The organism is Bradyrhizobium sp. USDA 376 (genome assembly GCF_054063675.1).
In genome coordinates, this window is the sequence record NZ_JBSSGN010000001.1 from 4,284,206 (window position 1) to 4,307,195 (window position 22,990).

The 22,990-nt window shown below is 57.8% G+C and carries 23 protein-coding genes; 13 read left to right on the forward strand and 10 right to left on the reverse strand.

Annotated elements, in window-relative coordinates:
- The first annotated feature begins 352 nt into the window (after positions 1–352).
- From ACVJ19_RS20090 to ACVJ19_RS20100, 3 genes are all read left to right on the forward strand, one after another.
- Positions 353–676, forward strand: a complete 324-nt coding sequence (locus ACVJ19_RS20090) for a hypothetical protein (protein WP_453950702.1) — start codon at positions 353–355, stop codon at positions 674–676.
- Positions 673–1,518: a hypothetical protein gene (locus tag ACVJ19_RS20095; RefSeq protein ID WP_453950703.1), complete on the forward strand. Its 846-nt coding sequence runs from the start codon at positions 673–675 to the stop codon at positions 1,516–1,518. The genes ACVJ19_RS20090 and ACVJ19_RS20095 overlap by 4 nt, the downstream gene beginning before the upstream one ends.
- A gap of 67 nt (positions 1,519–1,585) precedes the next feature.
- Positions 1,586–1,816, forward strand: coding sequence for a hypothetical protein (locus ACVJ19_RS20100; protein ID WP_453950704.1), 231 nt, complete (start codon positions 1,586–1,588; stop codon positions 1,814–1,816).
- Between the two features lie 73 nt (positions 1,817–1,889).
- On the opposite strand, the gene ACVJ19_RS20105 is transcribed toward ACVJ19_RS20100, so the two are convergent.
- Positions 1,890–3,407, reverse strand: a complete 1,518-nt coding sequence (locus ACVJ19_RS20105) for a DUF2235 domain-containing protein (protein WP_453950705.1) — start codon at positions 3,405–3,407, stop codon at positions 1,890–1,892.
- A 193-nt stretch (positions 3,408–3,600) separates the two neighbouring features.
- On the opposite strand from ACVJ19_RS20105, the gene ku reads away from it, so the two are divergent.
- A complete protein-coding gene (gene ku / locus ACVJ19_RS20110) occupies positions 3,601–4,515 on the forward strand; it encodes a non-homologous end joining protein Ku (protein ID WP_453950706.1) in 915 nt (304 codons plus the stop codon).
- Positions 4,516–4,551: 36 nt separating this feature from the next.
- On the opposite strand, the gene ACVJ19_RS20115 is transcribed toward ku, so the two are convergent.
- From ACVJ19_RS20115 to ACVJ19_RS20125, 3 genes are all read right to left on the reverse strand, one after another.
- Entirely contained in the window at positions 4,552–5,520 is a 969-nt protein-coding gene (locus ACVJ19_RS20115) for a hypothetical protein (protein ID WP_453950707.1), read from the reverse strand.
- Between the two features lie 313 nt (positions 5,521–5,833).
- On the reverse strand, positions 5,834–6,100 hold the full coding sequence (locus ACVJ19_RS20120; protein WP_453950708.1) for a hypothetical protein: 267 nt from the start codon (positions 6,098–6,100) through the stop codon (positions 5,834–5,836).
- Between the two features lie 133 nt (positions 6,101–6,233).
- Entirely contained in the window at positions 6,234–6,431 is a 198-nt protein-coding gene (locus tag ACVJ19_RS20125) for a DUF3072 domain-containing protein (RefSeq protein ID WP_253710748.1), read from the reverse strand.
- A 90-nt stretch (positions 6,432–6,521) separates the two neighbouring features.
- On the opposite strand from ACVJ19_RS20125, the gene ACVJ19_RS20130 reads away from it, so the two are divergent.
- From ACVJ19_RS20130 to ACVJ19_RS20150, 5 genes are all read left to right on the forward strand, one after another.
- Positions 6,522–6,755: a hypothetical protein gene (locus tag ACVJ19_RS20130; RefSeq protein ID WP_253710745.1), complete on the forward strand. Its 234-nt coding sequence runs from the start codon at positions 6,522–6,524 to the stop codon at positions 6,753–6,755.
- Entirely contained in the window at positions 6,755–7,003 is a 249-nt protein-coding gene (locus tag ACVJ19_RS20135) for a hypothetical protein (protein WP_453950709.1), read from the forward strand. Before ACVJ19_RS20130 ends, ACVJ19_RS20135 begins: the two co-directional genes overlap by 1 nt.
- A 3-nt stretch (positions 7,004–7,006) precedes the next feature.
- Positions 7,007–9,289: a hypothetical protein gene (locus ACVJ19_RS20140; protein ID WP_453950710.1), complete on the forward strand. Its 2,283-nt coding sequence runs from the start codon at positions 7,007–7,009 to the stop codon at positions 9,287–9,289.
- 279 nt (positions 9,290–9,568) lie between these two features.
- Entirely contained in the window at positions 9,569–11,401 is a 1,833-nt protein-coding gene (locus tag ACVJ19_RS20145) for a tetratricopeptide repeat protein (protein ID WP_453950711.1), read from the forward strand.
- A 174-nt stretch (positions 11,402–11,575) separates the two neighbouring features.
- The gene (locus ACVJ19_RS20150; protein WP_453950712.1) at positions 11,576–11,794 is read left to right on the forward strand and encodes a topoisomerase DNA-binding C4 zinc finger domain-containing protein; all 219 of its coding nucleotides are present in this window, start codon (positions 11,576–11,578) and stop codon (positions 11,792–11,794) included.
- A gap of 13 nt (positions 11,795–11,807) precedes the next feature.
- Here the strand turns inward: ACVJ19_RS20150 and ACVJ19_RS20155 are convergent, their stop codons facing one another.
- Genes ACVJ19_RS20155 through ACVJ19_RS20165 form a run of 3 tightly spaced genes read right to left on the reverse strand, consistent with a single transcriptional unit; the run spans position 11,808 to position 13,852 of the window.
- The gene (locus ACVJ19_RS20155) at positions 11,808–13,121 is read right to left on the reverse strand and encodes a DUF2130 domain-containing protein (RefSeq protein WP_453950713.1); all 1,314 of its coding nucleotides are present in this window, start codon (positions 13,119–13,121) and stop codon (positions 11,808–11,810) included.
- A gap of 21 nt (positions 13,122–13,142) precedes the next feature.
- A complete protein-coding gene (locus ACVJ19_RS20160) occupies positions 13,143–13,481 on the reverse strand; it encodes a helix-turn-helix domain-containing protein (RefSeq protein WP_453950714.1) in 339 nt (112 codons plus the stop codon).
- 20 nt (positions 13,482–13,501) lie between these two features.
- A complete protein-coding gene (locus ACVJ19_RS20165; protein WP_453950715.1) occupies positions 13,502–13,852 on the reverse strand; it encodes a type II toxin-antitoxin system RelE/ParE family toxin in 351 nt (116 codons plus the stop codon).
- A gap of 150 nt (positions 13,853–14,002) precedes the next feature.
- Here ACVJ19_RS20165 and ACVJ19_RS20170 point away from each other — a divergent pair, with 150 nt between their 5' ends.
- Positions 14,003–16,690 (forward strand): AAA family ATPase, encoded by a 2,688-nt coding sequence (locus tag ACVJ19_RS20170; RefSeq protein ID WP_453950716.1) that lies wholly within the window; start codon positions 14,003–14,005, stop codon positions 16,688–16,690.
- A 37-nt stretch (positions 16,691–16,727) separates the two neighbouring features.
- On the opposite strand, the gene ACVJ19_RS20175 is transcribed toward ACVJ19_RS20170, so the two are convergent.
- The 3 genes from ACVJ19_RS20175 to ACVJ19_RS20185 form a co-directional block, all read right to left on the reverse strand.
- Positions 16,728–17,150 carry a restriction endonuclease gene (locus tag ACVJ19_RS20175; protein WP_453950717.1) on the reverse strand — a complete coding sequence of 141 codons (423 nt, stop codon included), beginning with the start codon at positions 17,148–17,150 and terminating at the stop codon, positions 16,728–16,730.
- A gap of 743 nt (positions 17,151–17,893) precedes the next feature.
- Entirely contained in the window at positions 17,894–18,238 is a 345-nt protein-coding gene (locus ACVJ19_RS20180; protein WP_453950718.1) for a hypothetical protein, read from the reverse strand.
- A gap of 13 nt (positions 18,239–18,251) precedes the next feature.
- The gene (locus ACVJ19_RS20185) at positions 18,252–18,569 is read right to left on the reverse strand and encodes a hypothetical protein (protein WP_453950719.1); all 318 of its coding nucleotides are present in this window, start codon (positions 18,567–18,569) and stop codon (positions 18,252–18,254) included.
- A 1,207-nt stretch (positions 18,570–19,776) separates the two neighbouring features.
- Here ACVJ19_RS20185 and ACVJ19_RS20190 point away from each other — a divergent pair.
- From ACVJ19_RS20190 to ACVJ19_RS20200, 3 genes are all read left to right on the forward strand, one after another.
- Positions 19,777–20,271, forward strand: a complete 495-nt coding sequence (locus ACVJ19_RS20190) for a hypothetical protein (protein ID WP_456739417.1) — start codon at positions 19,777–19,779, stop codon at positions 20,269–20,271.
- 871 nt (positions 20,272–21,142) lie between these two features.
- On the forward strand, positions 21,143–21,934 hold the full coding sequence (locus ACVJ19_RS20195) for a nucleotidyltransferase family protein (RefSeq protein ID WP_453950721.1): 792 nt from the start codon (positions 21,143–21,145) through the stop codon (positions 21,932–21,934).
- Between the two features lie 4 nt (positions 21,935–21,938).
- Entirely contained in the window at positions 21,939–22,661 is a 723-nt protein-coding gene (locus tag ACVJ19_RS20200) for a metallophosphoesterase family protein (protein WP_453950722.1), read from the forward strand.
- The last annotated feature ends 329 nt before the right edge of the window (positions 22,662–22,990 follow it).

Here is a 22,990-nt window from a genome sequence, read left to right on the forward strand (position 1 = left end):
CTGCTCCCTTGTAGTTAGCCAAAGCTCCCCGGTGGTCCGGCATTAGTTACCGAAATCGATTCGTCTGGCTCTTGCCAGGCTTGCGAATTATCGAGGTCCCATCGGCGCAAACAGAACTTCATTGACCCGCCCAATCGCCGTGGCAGTGTCGAGGTGAGGGCAGAGAAAGCCTGCCTTCGGGGTGTGATGACCTCATGTCTAGCGGTACGTAGCGTTACCGGACAACGCTGCCTTTCGGCCTACGGGCCGGGAGCGGGCGGCGAAGTCCAGACACGATTCATCAAGTCTCGAGCTCGCCAGTGGAAGGGTCTCTTCCCGGTGTTCTTTCCGAGCTTTCCGGAAGGGAGTTCTTGTGAAGCTTTGCGTTTGTGTCCTTTCTCTTGTCGTCGGCTTGCTCGCGCATGGCGCGGCGGCGGCTAATCAGCCGAAGACCGCTCAGCCTCAAACCAATCCGATCGGCGGCATGGTGTTCTCGGGCGCCAACCACTGTTGCGTCGGCATAGGCACGGCTTCGCCAAACGCGAATCTCGACGTCTATCAAGGCGAGCTCAAGGTTGGATCGTCGGGCGTCGGCTGCTCGGGCAGGAACGAAGGCTCACTACGGTACGCCGGCAAGCATCTGCAACTCTGTGATGGAACAGGCTGGCGAAATGTCAGTCTCGATAAGGCTGAATGAGACCGTGCGACGCGCAGCGCGCGATTGTTCTGTTAATTGAGCTTCTGAGCATACTCGGCGCCGGGCCTGCCATGGCTCAGCTTGCGACACCGCCGGGCTTCTCTGTCGGTACGTCCGGCCAGTCGTGTAGCGGCTCGACCATCCAATATGGTTGGCCCGACGCCAACGGCCAGATTCTGAAATGCTCCTCAAACGTCTGGAGCGTCGTCTCGCAGACTGCGGCGGCTGGTGGCTCGAGCGGCCAGGTTCAGTTCAATAGCTCGAATGCGCTGGCGGGCAGCAGTAACTTCACTTGGGACAATACGAACGTGAGGCTGGGGATCGGAACGGTGACCCCGACCAACATGCTTACGCTCTACACGACGGCGACGACAGGGAAAGTGGATGTACTCGATATCATTGGCAATATCGGTACAGGCGGAAACAACTATCCGCGCCTCCGCATCGATAACGTGAACGCGGGCAGTTATAAGTCGTCGCTGGGGAGCGATGGTGGAAACTATCGGCTCGCAGAAAGAGCGGGAGGACAGGGTAGCAATGCGCCGAGTGCTGTGACGGGCGACGGTACCGGAACATCAACTCTCGGTGGGACGAAACCGACGGCTGGTTCTCTTGTAAAGACAGCTATCTCCTATAGCCCGTCTGCATCGCCTGGCTTCACCTTCTATCAAAATGGCGCGTCTATCGGTAACGTCGCACGGGCGACTGCTTCGAGCGGCTCTTCAACCTTTGGTGTCGGTCAGAGCGGAGCGGGGGTCAATCAATTGGATGGCTGGATAACCCGGCTGACGTACTTTCCCGTTCGTCAGCTCGACTACAGCCTTGGCGATTATTCGCGCTGACCGAGACTTTAATCATCGGGTGGCCTAACCTTGGCGAGCTTATCGCGAGCGTGCAAGGAACCGACAAATGAGCGACTACATTTATGACGAGAACGGGAAGCAACTCGCCTGGATCGAGAACGGCGATATTTTCGTTGCTGCCGAGGGAAAGCGAAAGATCGCGACCGTCCGCAACGGCCAGCTCTACTCGTTGCAGGGAGAGCCTCTGGACCTCTTCCTGAAAGGCACGGGCGTCATTGGCCTGGACGGCAATGCCGAAACCCCTCTCGAGTTCAAGAAACTTTGCGGAATCGGGTGAGCATCTTCAACGGATGGTCATCAGGCAGGTTGTGCGCCTCGCGCGGGCAACATGCTTCTAAGAAAGGTGCAGGTCAAACGCGGCCCACGCAGCCTCCATTCTTCCATTTCAGTTCGATATCATCGGCAACACATTGAGGCGGTTGCGCAGTGCTCTGATCGAAATAGCGCCTGAAATCGACATGCACCCGCATGTTGTCCGGGCGATAAGCGGCCATGCGGTCGTAGAGTAGAACCGGTCCCGCCTCAAAGCGCCGATAGACCGATTTGTGCATCGGTGACACCGAAACTCCCGTCTTCTCGTCAACCGGGATCTTCCGCACGCCTGCTCTGAGAAAACTGCCCGCCTGCTCATTGTGCTGTTGGCCAGCAGGGTTTGGCGAGAGGCGCAAAACGCTGCCGTCGTGCTTCAGCCCATCCGGAATGAGTGAAGCACCGGCCACCATCCAGTTGAGGGCGACGTCGGACAGACGTGCCTCATTCTCCAGATAGCCTCCGCCGACATCGGCATGCACACCCGGAAACCAGACCTGTTCGAAATAGAGATTACCGTGCTCATCACGCACGCCTGCCTTGGCGGCCGTCGGTGACCAGCCGACCCGCGCAAAGTCGGCGCGGTTCTCATCGATTGAAATCGCGTGCTTGGCGTAGCCGACATGCGGGTTCAGAGTCGTGTCGTAGAACTTATGCTTGGCCGGCGCGAAATGCAGCGTCCTCAGCCGCGACCAGAAGCTATAGCCCGGCAACGGTGGCGCGATTTTGAGATAGTTCAGGAGGAAGGCGATAACCGCGGCCGCGACACCGAGATAGCTCAGAGCCCTTGCCGCCCAGCCCGCCCATGGAAGGAAGGGTTCGAGGGCCCCGCCGAGCCAATGCAGCCCGATCACGAGCGCCACGCCAAGCGCCACCAGAACCGGACCGAGAAATTTGTGGCCGAGTGCGGCGACCGTGTCGAAAACGCCGATGAAGTAGGGGACGACATCGGCGCGCTCCATGTCGTTCTCGACGAGAGAGCAGCCGTGCTCTTTCCTGAATTGCGCTGCGATGGCATCGCGCGTCTCGATCAAGAACTGATGATAGCCCTGAACCTCCTTGCGGCTGTAGGACGGGCAGAACTGATAAACGTCTTTGACCGCGTGTTCAGCCAGTTTGTGGATGCCCTTTGGATCGCGCCGCAGAGGCGAGCCGTCAGGCAGATGCCGCGGAATGCCGCAATAGGTCATCACGCCAGCGACCGAGCGGACCGTATAGGCGCCACGGCTGAAGCCGATCAGGAAGATGCGGTCGCCTTCCTCGTAGAGGCTGATGATGGCGGCATAGCAATCGACGATGTTGCGGGTGATCCCGAGGCCCGTCGCCATGCTGGCCAGATTGTAGAGCCAGCGCATCCAGCCGATCTTGAAATGCCCCCCATCGGAAGCCGAGCCGAGACCGGGATCGTAGAATGCCACCTGTTCGGATGGCTCGATCTTCGTATCGGGCCCCACGCGGCAGGCCCGGTAGAGTTTGTAGACGTTGGTCCGGGCTTCATCGAAATTGATGCCGCCAGCCTGACCCGTGCCGTCGGAAAAAATCACAATATTCTTCGGCATCGCACACTAGCCCCCAAAGTGCGCCAAATGCCGATTTATATCACAGATTGTAGGGTCCGGAATGTGAACCAGCCGACTTTCCAAGTCCGTACCGTTGACCCGGTCAAATGGCTTAATCTGGCGGCCCGTTGTCGGAACCTTGCTGTCCCGTTCGTCTTGAATCCAAGCTGTTCCCAATCGGAGTTCTGCGTTCATGGCTCCCCGCGCCAACTGGAAAGGCTTCCTGCGTCTCTCGCTCGTTACGTGCCCGGTAGCCCTTTATCCGGCTACCTCGGAATCCGAGAAAATCTCCTTCAACCAGCTCAACCGCCAGACCGGCCACCGCATCAAATACCTCAAGGTCGATGCCGACACCGGCGACGAGGTGGCCAACGAAGACATCGTCAAAGGCTACGCGCTGGACAAGGACAATTTCATCGAGGTCTCGAAGGAAGAGCTCGAGAATATCGCGCTTGAATCCACCCGCACCATCGAGATCGATGAATTCGTTGATCGTAGCGAAATCGATCCGCGCTATCTGATCCGTCCCTATTACCTGCGCCCGGATGGCAAGGTCGGCCATGACGCCTTTGCCGTCATTCGCGAGACCATCCGCGAGATGGATAAAGTCGCGATCGGGCGCGTGGTGCTCACCAACCGTGAGCACGTCATCGCGCTTGAGCCGCTCGACAAAGGCCTTGTTGGCAATTTGCTGCGCTATCCTTACGAGGTGCGCTCCGAAGCTGAGTATTTTGACGAGATCCAGGACGTCAAAGTGACTAAAGACATGCTCGATCTCGCCAAGCACATCGTCAACCAGAAGGCAGGCCGCTTCGAGCCCGAGAAGTTCGAGGACCACTACGAGACCGCGCTCATCGATCTCATCAACAGCAAGCGTGCCGGGAAGCCGATCGCGCCGAAGGAGCGGCCGCGCGGCGAAAACGTCGTCGATCTGATGGAGGCCTTGCGCCGTAGTGTCGGCGAGGAGAGGGCGTCCGGGAAAACGACGAAGAAGGCGCGCAAGGCATCCATCGGGCAGAAGGAAATGCTGATGTCGATTGAGGGCAAGAAGCCGAAGAAGGAAGCAGCGACAAAGAAGCCCTCGTCGCGGCAGCGGAAATCGGCCTAGCGATCAAGTCATGCCAGCGCAACTCTGTTGTTTTCCCTAATCATTGTCCGGAAACCAGCCTTTGTTCTTGTATTTGAGGCCTAGCGTAGCGCGCACCCAATATTGCGTCATCCAGATGGTCCCAGCATCGAGCGTGCTTGTCGGGAGCCAGGCGAAGTAAGGCCCAAGCCAGCGCGGGTTCGCCTTCTCGAATTGCTCTTTCAGGGAAAGCTGGCTGTCCGGGATAAGCCCGGCCTCGATCTTCTGTTTGCGCTCTTTGTCGGCGGCCTCTCGTTCCTTTCGGCCCGGGTCTTTCGCATCCCACCAAAGCTCGTTCTTTGATTTCAGAGCGTCATGGCTCCAGTGCCATTCACGCCAGACCGACTGGCCGTTCTCGAAGACCTCGACATTGTTGACCGGTGTTGGAAGATTGGTCAGCGCTTCACCGAGCAACCATTGCTTGGCCGCGGTGATATTGTCGAACTCACGCGTCTCGATGGGGGGCGCGGGCAGATTCATGCCTTTGGGAATGACCCCAGTGATCTTCGCCAGAAACACGTTTTTCCCCCTCGTCGTCAATGCTGCTACTTGCGCGCGATGCAGTTCGGTAAATTCCGGGTCGTTGTAAAATGGCATATCTACGAGCTGTTCAGGGCCCTGGAAGATGCCGAACTTGAGCTGCTTGCCACTGAGGAGGTGCGAAAGCAGCAGTCTCAACCCCTGCGGCGTGCGCGGTGACATCAGCGCACCCTGGCCATTATCGACCGAGGTGACGTTTACTCCCACCGGCGCGGGGCGGCCGCCGTCGAGAGGCGCAAGCGACAGGCCGAGGTCGAGGCCGTCAACGACCCGGAAAGGTGTGAACATGAAAGAGAGAAAGGTGAGCGGTTCGGCGGTCCCTCGCTCAATCTTGCAATCGAGATAGATCGTGGCGATGTACTTCTTGGTCTTCGAGTCCTGGTAAACGTATCGCCGCCGTAGCTCGCCGTCCTGAACCATCCACGCGCTGTAATCGACGCCGACCATGATGCTCCCCCCGGTTGTGCAAGTTCGCACCTCGAAAGGCTTCAAGGCAAGCCTCTGCCGGGAATTTCCTGATCTAGGCTGGGCGGAATTTGCGATGTACTTGGTTCAGCGCTCTCGTCTTCACGCCTGTAGCCCAGCCGCTTGCGACCCGGTGGTGCAGATCGCGGCCCCGTCTGCTTGGGATTCCGGCAAGACAACAATTCTGGATGGGAGGCGAAATCTCTTTGCCTCCCGGCGCCCTCTTCCGATCGCCATTAGCCGGGTTAGAAGTCCAAAATGAGGGCTCGGCGCGATCCTCCGTCCGCCCAGTATCTCACGGATCGGGCGGGCATTCCGGACACGTATCGCCAACCGAGGACAGCACTGCGTCGATCGCTTTCACCGCCTCCTCGGACGTGAGCCCGAATGCCGGCTCTTCGCGAGCCATGATCCGCGCGCGCTCGCGAGCGTGCGGATCGGCACGGTCCTTCATCCAGCCATGTTCTTCGCACTCGCGAATAGCACCCGCTTCGAGCAGCACGGTCCGCGCCCATCCCTCAACGGTGCGGATCGTCGGTCCCCGCTCTTTGATAATGAGCATCGGATCGCTCCTGCCACGCGGGACGAATCCGGATAGCCCGCCTCCCGTTCCGGCGGGCTACCACAAGGCAGGGATTCGCAAATGGAGGAGCTTCGGCTTGTCCACCTGTTCCCAGCGTCTGTGGACGATGCGGCTACTTTTCCAGACCGGCTTCTTCGCGGAGCCGGTCGATCAGCTCGGATGCCTCGGCCTTGGTGAGTTTCTTCCCCGTCGGGTCGGGCTTATGGGCCTGTTCGCTGAGGGTCTTCAGGTATGAGGCTTGTGCCCCGGTCATCGGATCATCCCCGGAAACCCAGTCCTCGGGGTCTTTCTCGGTGTTGTTGTTGGCCATTTCTGCCTCCGCTGCTTCTCCCAACGTTTAACTTGATTGTATGTTCCGTTTTTGTTCTCATGACTTTATTCCAGGTTTGAGAGGCGGGACATGCCGGACATTGACTTCATCCGGGGTGAAATCGAGCGCATGCGCTCGCAGGTCGGTCGGCAGCGCAGGGAGATCCTTCTGCTTCAGCGGGCCGGTGTTGCCACGGCGTCAGCCGAGGCGCTGCTCGCGCGCATGCAGGCCAAAATCGAAAATCTCTGCGCTCAACGCGACGCCCTGAAGAAGCTTCAGCCGGGGCCGGTCAAGGGCAAGGTGCTGGGTGGTCGGAGATGGTGATGCGTGAACTGAAGTATTTCACCGACAGCACCGACCAGCCTCCATTTCTCAAAGCACTGGCGGAAGTCAGGCGCATCGGCGTCCATGAGGGATGGTGCTACCATCATGTGCAGGCCATCATCATTGCCATCGATCAGTACGCCGAAGCCGCTACCGGCAATCGCGAATTTTTCTGGAATAGGCCGCAGTCGATTGGCGGAAATCGCAAGCATGGCGATATTCCGCGAGTCCGCTTGTTGCTAAGGTAGCGCATGAGCAAACGAAATCGGCGGCACAAGGCAGGCAAACGCAAGGAAGAACGTACCAAAATCAGGTTCGACACATTTTCTGTACCCGAGGAACATTATCCGAAGCTCAAAGCCGCCATGACGGAAGCGGCCTTGGCTGCGGTGGCCGAGTTTCCCAAGACACTCGAGCTCGTCAAAGACCAGCTTTGCCACCATGACCCTGTTGGAATCCTCGCCTGCTACGCCGGGTACGGGCTTCTGACATTTGGGTCTGAGGACAGCTCCAGGGGCAAGCCCGTCGCCGACGTCCTGCAACACCACGCCGAGCTTCTTCAGGCAATTGTTCTGTCCATTCCCCTGGACCAGTGGGGACCGGCTCCCGTGCGCCCGCACGTCATGCAGACCGTCTTCGACAGCATGCCGAAGCTGTCAGATACTTTCTTTTTGGAGCGAACGCTCGACGGCCAGAAAATATCCGACCCGCAAGAGCTGGCTGTTCTCGAATTACAGGAGCGCATTCGCCTTCACACGATGGCGGTGCGCAACTGGGCGCACTTTCTCTCCGTCATCCAGATTTCGAAAGAGCTCTACGGGGCGCTCGATGCCTCTTTTGTCGCGCATCATGGGTTCAGTTGTACGGACCTGAACGAGGTGATGCATTGCGCCCTGCGTGAGTACGAACGGCGGCAAACGGAACATTGGGGACGGTTTCGCCGGGTTCTTCGAGGACGAAATCCCCGGCAGATCTTCCGGCTCTACTTTCAAAATGTGCCGGGTCTCGTTGGAGATCCGGAGAAGATGCTTGCGGCCATGCCGGGGATTGACCTGGACAGCGCCAAGGCGTTCGTGATGTCTCACTACGACCTGCGGATCGCCGAATTCGGCACATTTACACCCGACGGCCTCGCACAATTGTCTGGCCGCTCGCCGCAAGTGGTCGAAAAAATCTTGCGGGCCATTTCGCTTAAACCGGGTTCTCTTTCGGAAGCCAAGACCGAGTATCTGTTTCTCGGAAATCCTGTCTGGGAAACACCGGCAATTGATCTCGAAGATCGCTTCTTCCTGCCGATTCCCATGGCCGTGTTCAGCCATATCCATCGCATCATGGAGCGGCTCGCACGCGCTGCGGGGCTCAAGGAGGCCGTGGAAAAAACACGCTCCTCGTATCTCCAGGAGAAACTCGAAACGACCTTGCGATCTGCGCTTCCGGGCGCGAAGATAACGCCCGGCGCCACCTGGAAACTTGGCGATCAGGGCTTCGAGACGGACGTCCTGGTCGTTATCGATCGGACCGTGATTGCCGCAGAGGCGAAGGCAAACCGGCTAACACCAGAAGGCCTGCGTGGAGCACCCGCCCGCGTCAAACGTCATATCCAGGAGATGGTTCTCGATCCTTCGATACAGTCGGAGCGACTTGCCAACGTGATTGCTAGGGCGCAAGCGGGAGATCAAGAGTCAGTCGCCATTACAGCGGGATTAGGGATTGATCCGGCGTCAGTCGACCGGGTTATACGGCTGTCCGTTACGCTCGACGATCTTTCGGTGCTCAGCTCGGCTGAAGCCGAATTCAAAAAGGTCGGCTGGGTGCCGGAGGATCACGAGCTCGCACCGACGCTGCTGATTGCCGATCTTCTCTGCATCGTCGACATTCTCGATAAGCCGCTCCTGCTGTTGCACTACTTGAACGAGCGTAACTATTTCCAGAAGGCCCATCATCTGCTCGGCGACGAGCTGGACTATCTCGGTATCTATCTTGATAACGGCTTCAACTTCGTTCTTCCGGACAAAGACCTGCTTTTCAATGTTGCAGGCCTGTCCGGCCCTATCGACCGCTACTACAACGCCCTGAATGCCGGGATTACCGCACTAAAGCCTAAGGCAATGCTGAGTCCTCTCTTCACGCAGATCATCGATCGGCTGAATGAGAAGCGGCCCATGGGTTGGACAACCGTCGGCATTCACTTGCTCGGCGCGGCAAATCCTTCGGAGCAGCGCCGCATAGAGCGCTCACTCGACATATTGCGCACCATGGTCCGGAAGAACTATCGCGACCCGGAACATGTCAGCTCTATGCAGATCCAGCCGTCACAAGAGCACAAAGCACGTGTCGGGTTTTATGTCTTTCCTGAGCAGCTCCGACCCCAACTCAAGCAATCACTGGAGCAACTTGCCAATCAGGCTCTCGATGCCAGTGGAGGCCGGGCTGTTGTTCTTTTCGCGCGGTGTACGGAAAGGTGGGACCTTCCTTACGAAGCGGCTGTCTGCGTTCAGAAACGCAAGCCTCTGGTCGCCTCGCCGGGCATCTAAATCCGCCCTGCGAAGCAAGTTGGTATTTTACCGCGCGGTTTAACTCTTTCTGGCCGGGAGTCCGCTTCGTGGACAGGCTCTACGCGCATGCTACCGAGCCAGGGGTTACGAGCCGATGCAAAGATTAGCTTCCGACGTAGCCAGAGTGTGCCGCAACTACCGGGCGACTTGTGATAGTGTGGGCGCTGTGGATTTTGCGAATGCGTGTCTTGGCCGATCATTGTCGTACCGACTGATTTGAATAGCTAAGGAGTTCGCCGTGAACCAAAGGGACGATGGATGTCATATAAGGAATGGTTGAGGTTTCTTTCTGAGCTGTTCACCGGACCGCTAACCCTGGCAAAGCTGATCCCGACGGCCGCTATACTCATTATTGCGCTTGTGGCAGTGCTCCGGCTCATCCTTGAAGGCACGATCAAGGCAAAGTTTGATCGAGAGCTAGAACAGGCAAAAGCGATGCTGGACCTTCAGAAGCAGCAGCTGTTGAAGGACTTTGGCTTGTTTGCCGAAAAAAGGCATGAGCTTAACAGGGATGTCTATGTAAAGCTCAGAACTGCATATCGCAGCGTTAACAAGGCGGTCCGGGCTGCATTCAGTCCCGCCGACACAACTATGCTTACCCCGACCGACTTGGATGAGTTCTTGACAGCCTTGGATGTTCCATTGCTCGACCGCAAGGACTTAGTTCGACTCCAAGAAATCGCGCCCCAAGTTGTCTGCTCTGAGATCGCTCGCAGGACTCCATGGTTTCGCAACGAGCGTGCGGGACGCGACATACGGATTGCGATCGAGGCGGTCTTTACAAACGAGCTATTTCTCGATCGAGCCGTGCTCAGTGCTTGCAACGCCGTCGTCGAACTTCTGAAACAATCTATTCCCCTTCCTGACAAGCGCGAGGCTCCGGCTGCCCTTGATGAAGTACCTCAGGCCCTCGCCCGAGTTCGCGCGGCTATGCGATTAAGCCTCCTCGGTGAGCAAGACGTGATGGATGATGATTTAGAGGGGTATGCGGAGGATCCTGATGATGCATTCACCGCCAACATGCGTAACATGGAACCACCCACCATCGGTGGGTTTATTGATTTTGAAAATGATTTTGCCCGGCTGATTTCGCGCGGATCGACGGTCGAGGTCCAAACTAACATTGAGCGAATTCGAAAAGCGTCGCTCGCGGCCGCAGGAGTCGAGGCAGCTACGTCGGAGCAAAAGCTGGAAAAAGCGACGGCACTTGTCGAACTTGGTCGTATAGACGAGGCCGTCGCACAGGCAAATCTGCTGTTGAAAAATGATCCAGGTGACGCCCGCGCCTTGCCGGTCATCTGCGAGGGGCTTCTCCGCAAGGGAGACAATCTGAAGGCGCTTGAAGTGATCGGTCGCTACCTCGCGGCCCATCCGGCCGACGCCGACGGGTGGTACCTCCGGGGCCGCGCGAACTGGGGCGGTTTTTCAGACAGTGCGGAGGATTTCAGAACGGCACTGAAGCACAACCCTGATCATTATAAGGCGCGCTCGGCTCTCGCAAATATACTTTTCAGGCGCAAAGATCACAATGGTGCTCTCCAAGAAGCTGATAGATGTCTCATGGAAGCGCCGCACGATTTGACCGCGCAGATCGTTCGCTTGGAAATCCTCGCGGATATGCATCGATGGGACAGCATACTTAAAGTTTGCGATCAGGCTCTTCAAATAGATCCCCGACATCCACGCACGATAAAGCTTAAGGGGGATGCACTCAACATACTCAACTGTTTCGCGGACGCTGCGAGCTTTGCCAATAAAATCCTGACCCAATCGCCTGAGTGTCCTGAAGCTCTTGCTGTCAGGGCCCGCGCCTCCATCAATCGCGCGGAGTTCGAGCCTGCGCTTTTCGACGCCGATGCAGCACTCAAACGTGATCCTAGGAATGCGGATGCGAAGCTAATTCGCGCTGAGGCTTTGTTGGCCCTACAGCGATGGGATGATGCGCTAGGGGCGACGACCGAAGCATACCTCGCAGCGGAGCCCTATTCTCGCGAAGCGCGCACCTGTTTGGATAGTTTGAAGATCATCCAGAAAGTCAAATCCAAGGCGCTGGCTGACGGCGCGTCCGCTCTCACGGACCGGGCTCTATGAGCAGGCTCACCGAGCCATTCTGTCTCGGCCCATTCGGGTAACGATCCCTCGCGCAAGACCTAAGGTGCTCCTCGCCGGGGGCACTCGGAAAAGGGGCTCGCCTACGGCGACCGCTAGCACTGCCCCGTTCCCGGGTGCCGCAAGAGACCGGTCTCGTCGCTGCACTCGTCCCACGTGCCGGCTTCGCCGTCGCTATGCTCACGCGGCCCGGGTGCCATTTCACCGGTAGCCGCCCCTTGGACATCCGCAACTGCAACGCCTCCTCAAGGCATCCCGAATTGTCCGCGGTGTGGTTCGCCCATGAGGCGCCGAACGGCGCGGCGCGGACCTCGGGCTGGTCGTGGGTTTTGGGGATGCAGCCGCTACCCTGCCTGTACCGGCATCAGGAATTAGACGACTACTACTTTCATCCCAGCTTACGTTCCGGCTCGGGCTCATTATCTAGCAGAGGCAGCTCTAAACTCGGGATCTCTGGCATCGCTTTGCCCGCAATCGCCTGAAGGTCACCAACCATTCCAACCGTGGAGTCGATGACCGCAAGGATTTGGGTTTCGCGCTTCGCCCACTGCCGACCCATGAACTTCCGTTCCTTGTCGAGATCGTCGCGCATGTCATTGAATTTCTCGACCACGGCCTCGACGCGCTGGCGGAACTTCGTTCCCGTGAGGTAGTGATAAACCTGCTCCATCTTGGTCTGCTGACCCTGCTGTACGAGGCGCGAGCTGCTGACGTCGATCAGTGCCTGCCGCAGGGCGACCGCCACGGGCAACGCGCAACGTGGGTGGGCCACCCAGACGCCATCGACCAGGTCGAACTGCTCAATATGCTTGGGCAAGGCGTGCGAGACAATCAAAGCGACGTCGGCGCCGGAGCGACGCTGATCGTCTCGCAGCTTGGCAAGCCACCCGTCGCTCCAGGCCTTGGTGCGCTTGGTTTCCCAAAGGATTATGCCGGCGGGCTGGCCGATTGATCCGTTCACCTGTTGGATGACGTCCGCACCAAGCTCACCTTTGCCGACCGGTTCAATTGAATCGGCCGGAAACCGGCCGCGCAATAACTCTTCAAGTTCAAGCTCAAGAACCTCGCCCTGTGACTGTTGCGAGCCCTGCTCAGCCTTGCGCTTCAGTTCTTCGATCGTGCGGGTCATCGATTCAATGGTCTGATCCTTCTCGGCGACACGCAGCCGTGCCGCTTCGTCGGCCTCCTGCTTGGCCTTGACCTGGATCGGGTCAACCAGCGCTTGCACCCGTTTCTCAATCGTCAGGTCAAGCTCTCGCTTTTCGTCATCGAGTGCGCGCTGTTTGCGGATCAGTTCGGCCTGCGCCTGCTGTGCTTCCGCCAGTTTGGCGTTGTTCGCTTCGAGCAAGTCTCGTAGCTCGGCCGCTTCGGTGGTCCGGGCTTGGATTTCAGCCGCGGCGACCTCACGTGCTTTCTTCGCTTCCGCGGCGACGAGTTGGCTGCGCTCGGCCGCAAGTCGCTTGGCGACCTGGTCCTCGACCTCCTCGCGATCCTTCTGAAGCTTTTCGTGCTCCAGTTGGAGGGCTTCCGTTTTCCGCGCGACCTCAGCGTCCTTGGTAGCTAGCTGTTCGTTAAAGCGCTGGCGGGTCTCGGCGAGAAGGGGTGCAGCGAGCGATTCGGTCAGCCGAATCTCGTGGTTGCAGTTCGGGCAGTGCAGGGTGGGTTCATGGGCGGCTTTGGCCGCCGTCGCGGTAAATGTCATGAACCCTCCCTGTTGGCCGATCTAGGCCGGAATAAACGTGATCCGGCCGGCTTCGCCACGCTTCCGATGTGGCTTTACCGTTATTTCAACGTCCTGGTCGAACGCCGTGAGCATGCGCAGCAGCTTTTCCACTGAAACCAGCTTGAAATGCCCTCGGAGCAGCTTGGACAAGTCGGGCTGTTTCATATCCACCAGCTTGGCGGCTTCGATCTGGGTCATTTCCCGGTCCGCCACGAGCCGCTTCAATTGGACAACCAGGGCGGCCTTCAGTTGATGCTCCTCGGCATTTGGCAGTCCAAGATCAGCAAAAATGTTGCCAGAGCCCATGGTATGGGCGGGCAGCTTTTTCTTAGCGCTCATTATCGGTCTCCCTTGTTGCCTTATGGATAGCCTCGGCATCGCCCAAGCGCTGCCTGATCAGGTCTATGTGGCGTTGCGGTGTGGCTATTCCGCTGGTGGATTTTTTCTGGAGCGCGTGCAGGACGTATAGGACGCCCGTCCAGACGCGTTGCGTAGACGGTCCTGTAGGTATCACCGTCGAAATTGTCGCGAATCTCTAAAACACCGCTGAAGCCTTTTAAGGGCTTCGCGTTGCGCGGATGCTCATCGAGTTGCGCTTCGAAAAGGGACTGGCCGATCTCGCTTCGGACGGCCGCGGGAAATGCCCGCAGGTCTCTCTTGCTCGAACCCACGAAAACCGTGGGCTTGATCGCGCGCAGAAGGTCATTCACGGCTCTATAGTAATATACCTATAACGCTGTTTCAACGACTTTGGTTGCAGAAGGACGAAAGGCGCCTTGACAAGCCATGCTGTGCGATTTTCAGTGATGCAATCAATGATTTTGAAGACCGGTTTATACAATTAATTGTTTGGTTCACGTATGGCTGACGACAAGAGCTTGTTCGAATGGTGCGCCGCACGCCCGACGTGGCAGCAGGAGGCCGTGAGGCTTCTCGCCACAAAAACGAAACTCGATGAGAGCGAGCTTGGCCAATTGGAGGCGGCCATCAGGGCCGAAGCCGGCCTTGCCGGCGGAAAAGTATCGAACTGGCCTGCTCTGACCAAAACCCACCTCAAGGCCGGCAACAAATTCGCACCGGTCACGGTGCTCGGATCGATCGGCCCCTTGCGCAACATCGATCGTCTCGCAGCGAAGCAGCCCCCGCTCAAATTCGCTATCAACGGCGTGACCCTGATCTACGGCCCGAATGGATCGGGCAAGAGCGGGTATTGCCGCATTGCCAAGAAAATCTGTCACTGCCTCCATGACGTTACCTTGCGGGGTAACGTATTCGAGCCGGCGTCGTCCGATCCGCGCGAGATTACGCTGACCTTTCGTGTCGATGGCGACAAGGCAAAGAGTGTTGTTTGGAATGACCAGACCGATCCGCCGCCAGAGCTTGGGCGCATTTCGGTGTTCGACAGCGACGTCGCCGGCTTGTACGTCGATTCCGAGCGGAATATCGAGTTTCTGCCCTTTGAGCTTGCGTTGCTGACCAACCTGGCTGACGCCCTGCGCATCCTCGACGCCCGGTTCAAAGGCGAGGAAGCGCAGCTGATCAAGACGCACAAGACGCCTCTGCCGCTCGGCTATGAGAAGAAGACCAAAGTGTCGGCCATGCTCGTCAATTTGAAGGCAGACGAGCATTTGCCAACGGAAGCCGCGATGCGGTCACTGGCGACTTGGACTGACAAGGATGACGTCGAGCTGCAGGCGATTAAGCTTGAGTTGAGCCAGGACCCCACGCAGCTGTCCAAAGTGAAACAGGCGACCAAAGCCACGGTCGAGGTACTCGTCGCGGAGGCCAACGCGATATTCGATGCCATCGGCAATGCCGGCGTGACGAAGTTGAAGGAAGCACAAGCGAAGGCAGCGGCAACGCGTGACGCAGCAAAGGCGGCTGCAGCCGCGTTTTCGGAAGCTTCTGCGGTGCCTCAGCTGGGCAATGAAACGTGGCGTCAGCTGTTGAAGTACGCCCGCGATTTTGCCGCTGAAGCGTATCCGAGCCTTGCAAAACCTCAATTGGTCACGGCTGATACCTGTGTGCTCTGCCATCAACCACTTAACGAGGAGGCACGTCTGCGGCTGGCGGCCTTTGACGAGTACGTTGAGGGCAAGGCCAACGCCGACGCTGAGCTGGCAAAAAAGAGCTTCGCGGACATTGCCCGCGCGGTGCTCGACGTCAAGTTCACGGACGGCGCGGAAATCAAGAACCGGCTGGTCAATTTCGTCGGAGGCTCCGCTCACCGCCAAGGGCAGGCGGATCGATTGGAGCAGTTTTATGCCGCTGCCCGAGAGCGTCATGACCTGCTTGCAAAGGCCATCAAGGCCATCGACTATTCGGGGTTGGATGGCCTCGCCGATCTTGACCGTTCAATCGTCGATGAGTTGGTCGCGGAAACCGCGGTGCTCGCTAAGGAAATCGAGGGTCTGAAGCCGGCTTCCGGCGAAGCTGCCAAACGCGCCGAGCGTCAGCAGAAACACGATGACCTAGAGGCGCGGAAGAAGCTATCGACCGATATCGAGACGTTTGTGGCGCGACGCAACTCGTTGGAGGTTCTGGTTAAGACCAAGGCCTGCGTTGCAGCTTGCGCAGTCGGCGCCATCACGTCTCACATTACCAAGTTGAGAAGGAAGGTTCTCACGGATTCCCTTCAATCGAGCCTACAGGATGAAAGCGTTGCTCTCGACCTTCAGCATCTGCCGCTGAAGCTTGCCGACCGTGGTGAAGTTGGCAAGAGTAAGGTTCAAATCGGTCTCGAAGCGCAGCAGAAGATCGGAAAAAACAGCGACATTCTGAGCGAGGGAGAAAGAAGAGCGCTTGCCTTGGCGGGTTTCCTGGCGGAACTGAAGGAGGTCGGGGCCAAGCACGGAATCGTGGTCGACGATCCTGTTTCGTCGCTTGACCATGCGCGCATCGAGGCGGTGGCGAAGCGGTTGGTGAAAGAGGCCGCTGCAGGACGACAGGTCATTATCTTTACGCATAATCTTTTCTTCCACCACGCGGTGGAGGAGGCCGCGCAGGCGATGAAGGTGCCTGTCAGAGAGGAGTGGATCGCCAAGCACGGCGATGGGCGCTTCGGCATCATTGATGACAATCAACGCCCCTGGATTTCGATGGGTGTTATGAAACGCTTGGCGATGATCACCGAGCTTTTGCAGAAGAAAAAGGCGACCTACTCAGAAACGGATGAAACCCAGCGGTCGTTCGTGATCGACATCTATACGAAGATGCGTGAAACCTGGGAGCATTCGATCGAGGAAATTCTTTTTGCGGGCGTCGTTGGCCGATTCAGGCCGGGCGTTTCAACCATGAAGTTAAGGGCGGCCCGGATCGAAAAAACGGACTACGAAGCCGTCTACGCGGGCATGACGCGCTGTTCAAAATTCTCCGGACACGATCAGTCCATGGGGGTGCCGGCCGATCTGCCGAAGTGGGATACAATCAAGGCGGACCTCGATACTCTTTCCGCCTTCATCAGCGCTGCGGACAAGCGACGCAAGGCGCTCGAAGAGGAGGGCAAGGTCTTCGAGAAGGGGCCTGTGGCCGCTGACGTGCTTGAGTAGAAGAGCGGTGCTGCCATTAAAGAGCAGTCTCGCTAAATTATTTCTTTTCAGCGAGGTCGATGAGCCATTTCAGAAGCTCGTTTCCGTTCATCAGCTCCAACCGTGTTGGTAGGAATGGCTTTATGAACGGATCGGTTTTAATCTTCGGGGCGAAATCCGACGTTGTAGTGAGAATTGCCTTGGAAGCGGTTTGATCTCCGCTCAACACGCCCAGCAGTGCCCTCACGTCATCTTGTTTGACAAGGTGACCAGGCTTGTACGCCTTGACCGAGCCAAGTACTTTGATTGTCCCCACGCCGTTTTTCACGGCGATTACATCGCGGCCGAAATCGCCTGACCGTGGCGTCAGAGTGACTTGATCATAGCCAGCTCGATCAAAAGCGCCGGCAACGATTTCTTCCCATTTTTCCGGTGGAACTCGGAACGCTTCTGTCCAGTCTTGGCCAAGAACACGGACCACCTCGACCCATGCGACGCTATGCGCTTTAATGAGCGTGCCTTCGGCGCTCTTGGTTTGCGGTGCGACGATCCCGGCGAACGAAAGGGTCGCAGCCGGCTGTTCAACAATGTTGTTGCGCAGCTGTTCGACAGTGGAGTCGCCGATGTACAGTTCTTTAATCGAAAGGATGCCAAACGAGATGTCAGGTAAGCGGAGCCCAACCGGTTGGCATCGGAACGTTCAGGCGGCAGTTTGGACACCTCTTGTTCCTTGTCTATAAAGTCTCTGCAACACTCTAGTTTCGGTCGGCTTTGATCGCAAATGCGTTGAAGTGGCTTTTTTGGAGGCTCATGCGTATTGCCTTAGCTGTTGTTGCCGGAGCTCTAGCTGCATTGCCGGCCCCTTCCCTTGCACAGTGCACTGGCTACTCAGGACCGGGCGGTGCGTGTTATTCCGGGCCTGCCGGCGGTCTCTATTCTGGACCAGGCGGCGGAAAATACGGCGGCCCCGGTGGGGGGCTATATGCTGGACCAGGTGGCGGTCTTTATGCCGGACCAGGCGGCGGCATGTACGCGGGACCGGGCGGTGGTCTTTATGCCGGTCCCGGGGGAGGCATGTACATCGGCCCTGGGGGCGGCAGATACAGCGGTCCCCCGAGCGACGATGGTTACAAAGGGCCGTGGAGTCCCTGCATCACGGGTGTGAAAGGTCCGGAATGGACAGCGCGGAATTGTCCGCGATAGCTGATCGATTGCCATTGATCTCTAAGACATCAAGCCGAGCATGTGCCGCGATCTATCGCCTCCTGGTGTCTGAAGGTAAGTAGCTGATATCCCCAGCAATGCGAGGATGGCTTTATCGGCAAACTCCCGCATCTCAAGATCGCAGTGCTGGCCGATAAATGACAAGCCGAGGGGCATGTCTCCCACCATCCCCTCGTGAATGAGGTCGTTGCGGATCGAGGCAGCCGTCACCGGCGACGTCGGATCAAAGATCTTCGGCAACTTCAGCCCTAGCACTTGCTGCATGATGACGGGACGTTCCGCGTGAGTAGTGCGGCCATTCGGTTTCAGATGCGCAATTGCCGCAGCGTGCAGATCAGCGCACACGGCCCAACAAGCATCAATCGATGAGTAAAGAATAGCTGAAGGTGTCGAAATGCTGTTCCTGGCCCTTGCTCCAGTGAATCAGCGAAATAGCGGACTGCAGCCGCTTCACATTTCGCCCGGTGGCGTGGCTTAAATAGAACTCGGCAGCGTGCTCCAAGCACGGGCTGACCTCCCGATCAAGCATGTTAAAGCCGTTGCATTTTCCGACTTCTATTGCAGTGCCGTGCAGGTGTCCCCATCCCTCCGGCAAGAGTCTCATACCGAGCAGAAAACCCAACACGATCACGACAAAGCGCTGCAGGTCGGGATCGGGGTATTCCACCGACTGCAAGTCATGTGTCGTGGGTAACTGGTAACGGCCGATGGGTTCAGGGCTGTTGCGTTGCGCGGCATATAAAGCCAGCCGTTCGCGACGTGGCCGGCGGATTCAAGTTCGGTCCGCGCAGAATGCCAATCAGCAATCGTTGATATAGAAAATTCGGCAGTTGCGATATCGAGATCGCGTGTCAAAAATCCAAATTCCATTTGTCCCTACTGAAGCGGATGACCGGATTTTTCACCCTTCGACCGCGCTTGTAGTGTAATTCTGACAGCTCTGGTACGAACGACGACTGCGTGACAGGATAGCCGTTATGGCTCTACCCAATCACCGTCCCGAAGGCTGGGCACAGCCCAAGCTTACCGGTTACCTTGAAAGTCAGTGGGAGAAGTCTTTCGCCGTCTTTGCCCATAAGCGGGCTCCAATCTCTGCACGCTGCCCGGTTGCCTTCTTTGACCAGCTCGCGATGGGTGACGCCATGGCGGCGCTCAAAATCTTCATGGTCGGTGTCGTATTCGAGATGGGTGCGCTTCGACACTTTATGCGGCGACCATACCGGTTGCGGGTACCCGCAGCAGGCGCCCCCATAAACTGGCCCCGATTGTAATCTCCTTGCATTTCAAGGTAACTAAGCGGTCTTAAAATGAACCAGTTCGAAGACTGGACCGCTGCAGATGCGAGCTGCTTTTACCTGTTTGGGTTTTTAAAATAGGTAGGCGCGGAATTTGGGCTAGCCAGCCTGCCGTTTTTCCTTCTCTATAATTATAGGCCCCGCCTGATAAAGCGCCTGTCCGGGCCCGACGTTGTCGACCAGATGATGGGGATCATGTACGGGCCGCACCACAAGAACCGATAGGACAATGACAGAAACGCCCACGCGCCTTGCCCCAAAGCCCGAAACACTCAGAGAGTTATTTCTGAAATCGGGGAATCTCTGCGCGTTCCCCAATTGCACCGCGCTGATGATGAATGAAGATGGGGTTTTCATAGGACAAGTCTGCCATATCGAGGCAGCCGAGTCGGGCGGTGAGCGCTTCAATCCCGCGATGACGAATGAGCAGCGGCGCGCTTATTCAAATCTTATGCTGATGTGCTATGAGCATCACCGAGTAACAAATGATGTAGGTCAGTATCCGATTGAAAGATTACAGCAGATAAAAGCGGACCATGAGCGGCGTTTCTCAAGGCCTGATAGGGCAATTCTGGAGCGATTGACCGATTGGACAACCACACGATCCAGCCGAAGCGCGTGGAGAATTTGCGCCGCATCAATGAAGTGCTGAAATGGAATCAAGATGATTCGGAACTAAAAGAGGGCATTGAAGAGCTGAACGAATTCATAGATCGCTTACAGGCAGTGCCGATCGAGGTGCGACGGTTTCTGGGGCAAGTTGCCAAACGGATCATGCGGATAGATGGAACGGCGGCCACAGAAGAAGGACTGCACGGAACGAAGATACTTATCTCCGACATTCGTGACGCATTTCAGTTGCCGGACCATACGTTGAAGGAACGCGTGCAGCAACTGGACGCCTATCGTCTCGGCGATCTGGACGAAATTAACTCCGATTTCGGACTGCAGCCGGCGCTTCGCATCTATACCCTGAAAAGTGGATGGCCCCTGTGGCTCGATGTCGTGGCATTTTGTGAAGCGACCAGCGTGTCCCTGGAGAGTTTCACCGAAGACCTGGAGTTTTCGCAGTTTGATACATAAAGCCTCCGGCGCGTCCGCTTCGCGCACCGGGCTTTACTCGCTGTCGCCGCCGGCCGCCTTTGCCGTCTCCGCCGTCCAGTGACGGTCCCTCGCGCGAAATCATACTGAACCGCTCGGCACAGTCGGTCTCCCGCAACCCGCCCTAATTGGTCGGCGCTATGCTTACGCTCCTACGGCCGGTCCTTTTACGGTCTCGCGGCGGAATTTGGGCGACGTCGGCCGGGTCGCCCTTCGGCCGCCGATCGGGGGGCAACCGTGGGCGGAATGGCAAATCGGTGTTCGGCACGCTCTAGTGAAAATTGGCTATCGTCAGCTTGCGTGTTGTCGCACTGGCGTGTATCACTTCCTCAGCAAGGGTGCGTGAATATAACGTCTTTTCAATGGGTTATTGCCTGGATTGGCGGAGGTTCGATCCCTCCCGCCCCAGCCAGCCGTCAATTGCTAATTCGCAGCCAGTGCCGCCCTGGCGACTTCGGCCATCCAGCTGGACGCGACGGGCAACATCGCATCGTTGAAATCATAACGTGCACCGTGAGCTCTGCGCCTTCGCAAGTCGCCGTTCTCGATCCAGACGAAGGTGCCGGGCCGGTGCTGGCCATGGACGTGAGCTTTCAACCTACGGCATCAAGGAATTCGTTAACGTCTAGACGGTCGTCGTGACCGGCTACTGCGGCGACGCAAGCGAGGCGCCTCGCGAGGCAGCGCGAGTCTGAAAATATTCACCTTCTACAACAGGGAGAGCGAGGCTCTGTTACGCCGACTGCGCCTTTGTGCCGGGGGATCTGGGGGCGGGCGGAACTTTGCATGATCTATTCAATTGTCGAAGAGGCACCCTAAGGGCCGAAGCCGACGGGCTTCGATTAACTCGTTTATGGCGAAGGAGATCAGACCGATCACTAGATCTATAGAGACGATCTATGCAGCCGCCGAGCCGACCGTGGCATCGGCGCGAGCTGAGGTTTTTTACGCCCAGGCCTTGCGTGAGCTCGCGAAGCTCGACCTTCCGTTTCTCTTGGCCGGCACCTATGCGCTCAGCGCCTATACCGGCGTGGCGCGCGCGACCAAAGATCTCGATATCGTCTGCAAGCCGACTGACTATCCCCGTGTTCTCAACCACTTCCGAAACCTCGGATACACCGTCGCAATCGAGGACGAACGCTGGCTCGGCAAAGTCTTCGAGGACGAGCACTTCTTCGATGTGATCTTCGCGTTCTGGCATGGCATGGCTCCCGTGACCGACCAATGGTTCGAATCCGCGCCGCGCATCGAGGTGTTCGGCACGCCGATGCACATCATGGCCCCGACTGAGTTGATCTGGTCCAAGGCCTTCGTCCAGCTGCGGCACCGCTACGACGGCCCGGATATCGCGCATCTCATTCTCAAACAGCACGATCAGATCGACTGGCGGCGTCTGCTTGCCTACATGGAACTGCATTGGGAGGTGCTTCTGGCGCATCTACTTAACTTCCGCTGGGCCTATCCGAGCGAGCGCGATTGCGTGCCGCGCTGGCTGATGGATGAACTGGTCGCCCGCCTGAAGGCACAGTTCGAGCTTCCTCCTCCGCGCGTGAAGATATGTCGGGGACGCCTGTTTTCGCAGGTCGATTATGCATCGGCCGTTGAGGAATGGGGTTTTGTCGACGCAGACGAAGATAGTGAGTAGCGCGATGTCCGAAAAGCCTGAGAAGCTCACTTTCGCGGCCATCGGTGATCTCCATGTGAAGGAGGACCGCACGTTGTCCTTCCGGGAGCTCTTTGCCGAGCTCTCGACCAAGGCCCAGGTGCTGGTCCTTTGCGGCGACCTCACCGACCTCGGGAGGCCGTCCGAAGCGGAACTTCTGGCGGAGGATTTGCGCGCCTGCTCCGTTCCCGTTGTCGGCGTGCTCGGAAACCACGACTACGAATCCGGGCAGACTGAAGACGTAAAGCGTATTTTGAAGGGCGCCGGGATGCACCTGCTCAACGGGCAGTCGTACGAAATCAACGGTGTTGCCTTCGTCGGGGTGAAGGGCTTCATTGGGGGATTCGGCCGTCGCATGCTTGCTTCGTTCGGCGAGGCCGTCGTCAAGAGCTTGGTCGCCGAAGCCGTCAACGAAGCGACGCGTCTCGAAAATGCCATGCGCGCAGTAGCGAGCAAGCAGGCTGTCGTCGTTCTTCACTATGCGCCGATTCTCGATACGGTCGAGGGCGAGCCACTGGAGATTCTTCCGTTTCTTGGCTCGTCACGTCTCGGCGAAACGATCGATCGATTCAAGGTGAGCGCGGTGGTGCACGGCCATGCCCATCAGGGCCGATATGAAGGCCGCACGCCCGGAGGCGCGCCGGTTTACAACGTGGCCCGATCAATCGAGAAGCCCAGCGGTCGCCCCTATGCCTTGATTGAGGTCTGAGCCGGGTGTCCGGATTTATTGGTGAGGTCGAAGTTCGCTCCTGGACACGATTGGTCACGCTCTTCGGCAACAGCATGGCCGGCCCGTTCAAGTTCGGCAGAACAGAAAACAGACGATCGCGAATGCAATTGCAATGATGAGCAGGCTGCGCTCCAGATTAGAACAATCGAGCGGTGAAAGCGAGTTGCCGCCGAAACCTGTCCGCCGCGCTCAGCTCAAATTGAATGCGATGCCCAGCGCGACGAGACCGAGCGCCACCGCCGCGAGTGGCAACAACATATCGATTGCAGCGTCGCTGCTCTTGAGCTTGCTTTGCCAGACTGCGTGAC

Coding starts and splice junctions, on each gene's coding strand:
- ACVJ19_RS20095 (WP_453950703.1), top strand. CDS start 673: ATGAGACCGTGCGACGCGCAGCGCGCGATTGTTCTGTTAATTGAGCTT.
- ACVJ19_RS20130 (WP_253710745.1), top strand. CDS start 6,522: ATGCCGGACATTGACTTCATCCGGGGTGAAATCGAGCGCATGCGCTCG.
- ACVJ19_RS20120 (WP_453950708.1), bottom strand. CDS start 6,100: ATGCTCATTATCAAAGAGCGGGGACCGACGATCCGCACCGTTGAGGGA.
- ACVJ19_RS20135 (WP_453950709.1), top strand. CDS start 6,755: ATGCGTGAACTGAAGTATTTCACCGACAGCACCGACCAGCCTCCATTT.
- ACVJ19_RS20170 (WP_453950716.1), top strand. CDS start 14,003: ATGGCTGACGACAAGAGCTTGTTCGAATGGTGCGCCGCACGCCCGACG.
- ACVJ19_RS20105 (WP_453950705.1), bottom strand. CDS start 3,407: ATGCCGAAGAATATTGTGATTTTTTCCGACGGCACGGGTCAGGCTGGC.
- ACVJ19_RS20160 (WP_453950714.1), bottom strand. CDS start 13,481: ATGAGCGCTAAGAAAAAGCTGCCCGCCCATACCATGGGCTCTGGCAAC.
- ACVJ19_RS20100 (WP_453950704.1), top strand. CDS start 1,586: ATGAGCGACTACATTTATGACGAGAACGGGAAGCAACTCGCCTGGATC.
- ACVJ19_RS20115 (WP_453950707.1), bottom strand. CDS start 5,520: ATGGTCGGCGTCGATTACAGCGCGTGGATGGTTCAGGACGGCGAGCTA.
- ACVJ19_RS20140 (WP_453950710.1), top strand. CDS start 7,007: ATGAGCAAACGAAATCGGCGGCACAAGGCAGGCAAACGCAAGGAAGAA.
- ACVJ19_RS20195 (WP_453950721.1), top strand. CDS start 21,143: ATGGCGAAGGAGATCAGACCGATCACTAGATCTATAGAGACGATCTAT.
- ACVJ19_RS20200 (WP_453950722.1), top strand. CDS start 21,939: ATGTCCGAAAAGCCTGAGAAGCTCACTTTCGCGGCCATCGGTGATCTC.
- ACVJ19_RS20145 (WP_453950711.1), top strand. CDS start 9,569: ATGTCATATAAGGAATGGTTGAGGTTTCTTTCTGAGCTGTTCACCGGA.
- ACVJ19_RS20125 (WP_253710748.1), bottom strand. CDS start 6,431: ATGGCCAACAACAACACCGAGAAAGACCCCGAGGACTGGGTTTCCGGG.
- ku (WP_453950706.1), top strand. CDS start 3,601: ATGGCTCCCCGCGCCAACTGGAAAGGCTTCCTGCGTCTCTCGCTCGTT.
- ACVJ19_RS20155 (WP_453950713.1), bottom strand. CDS start 13,121: ATGACATTTACCGCGACGGCGGCCAAAGCCGCCCATGAACCCACCCTG.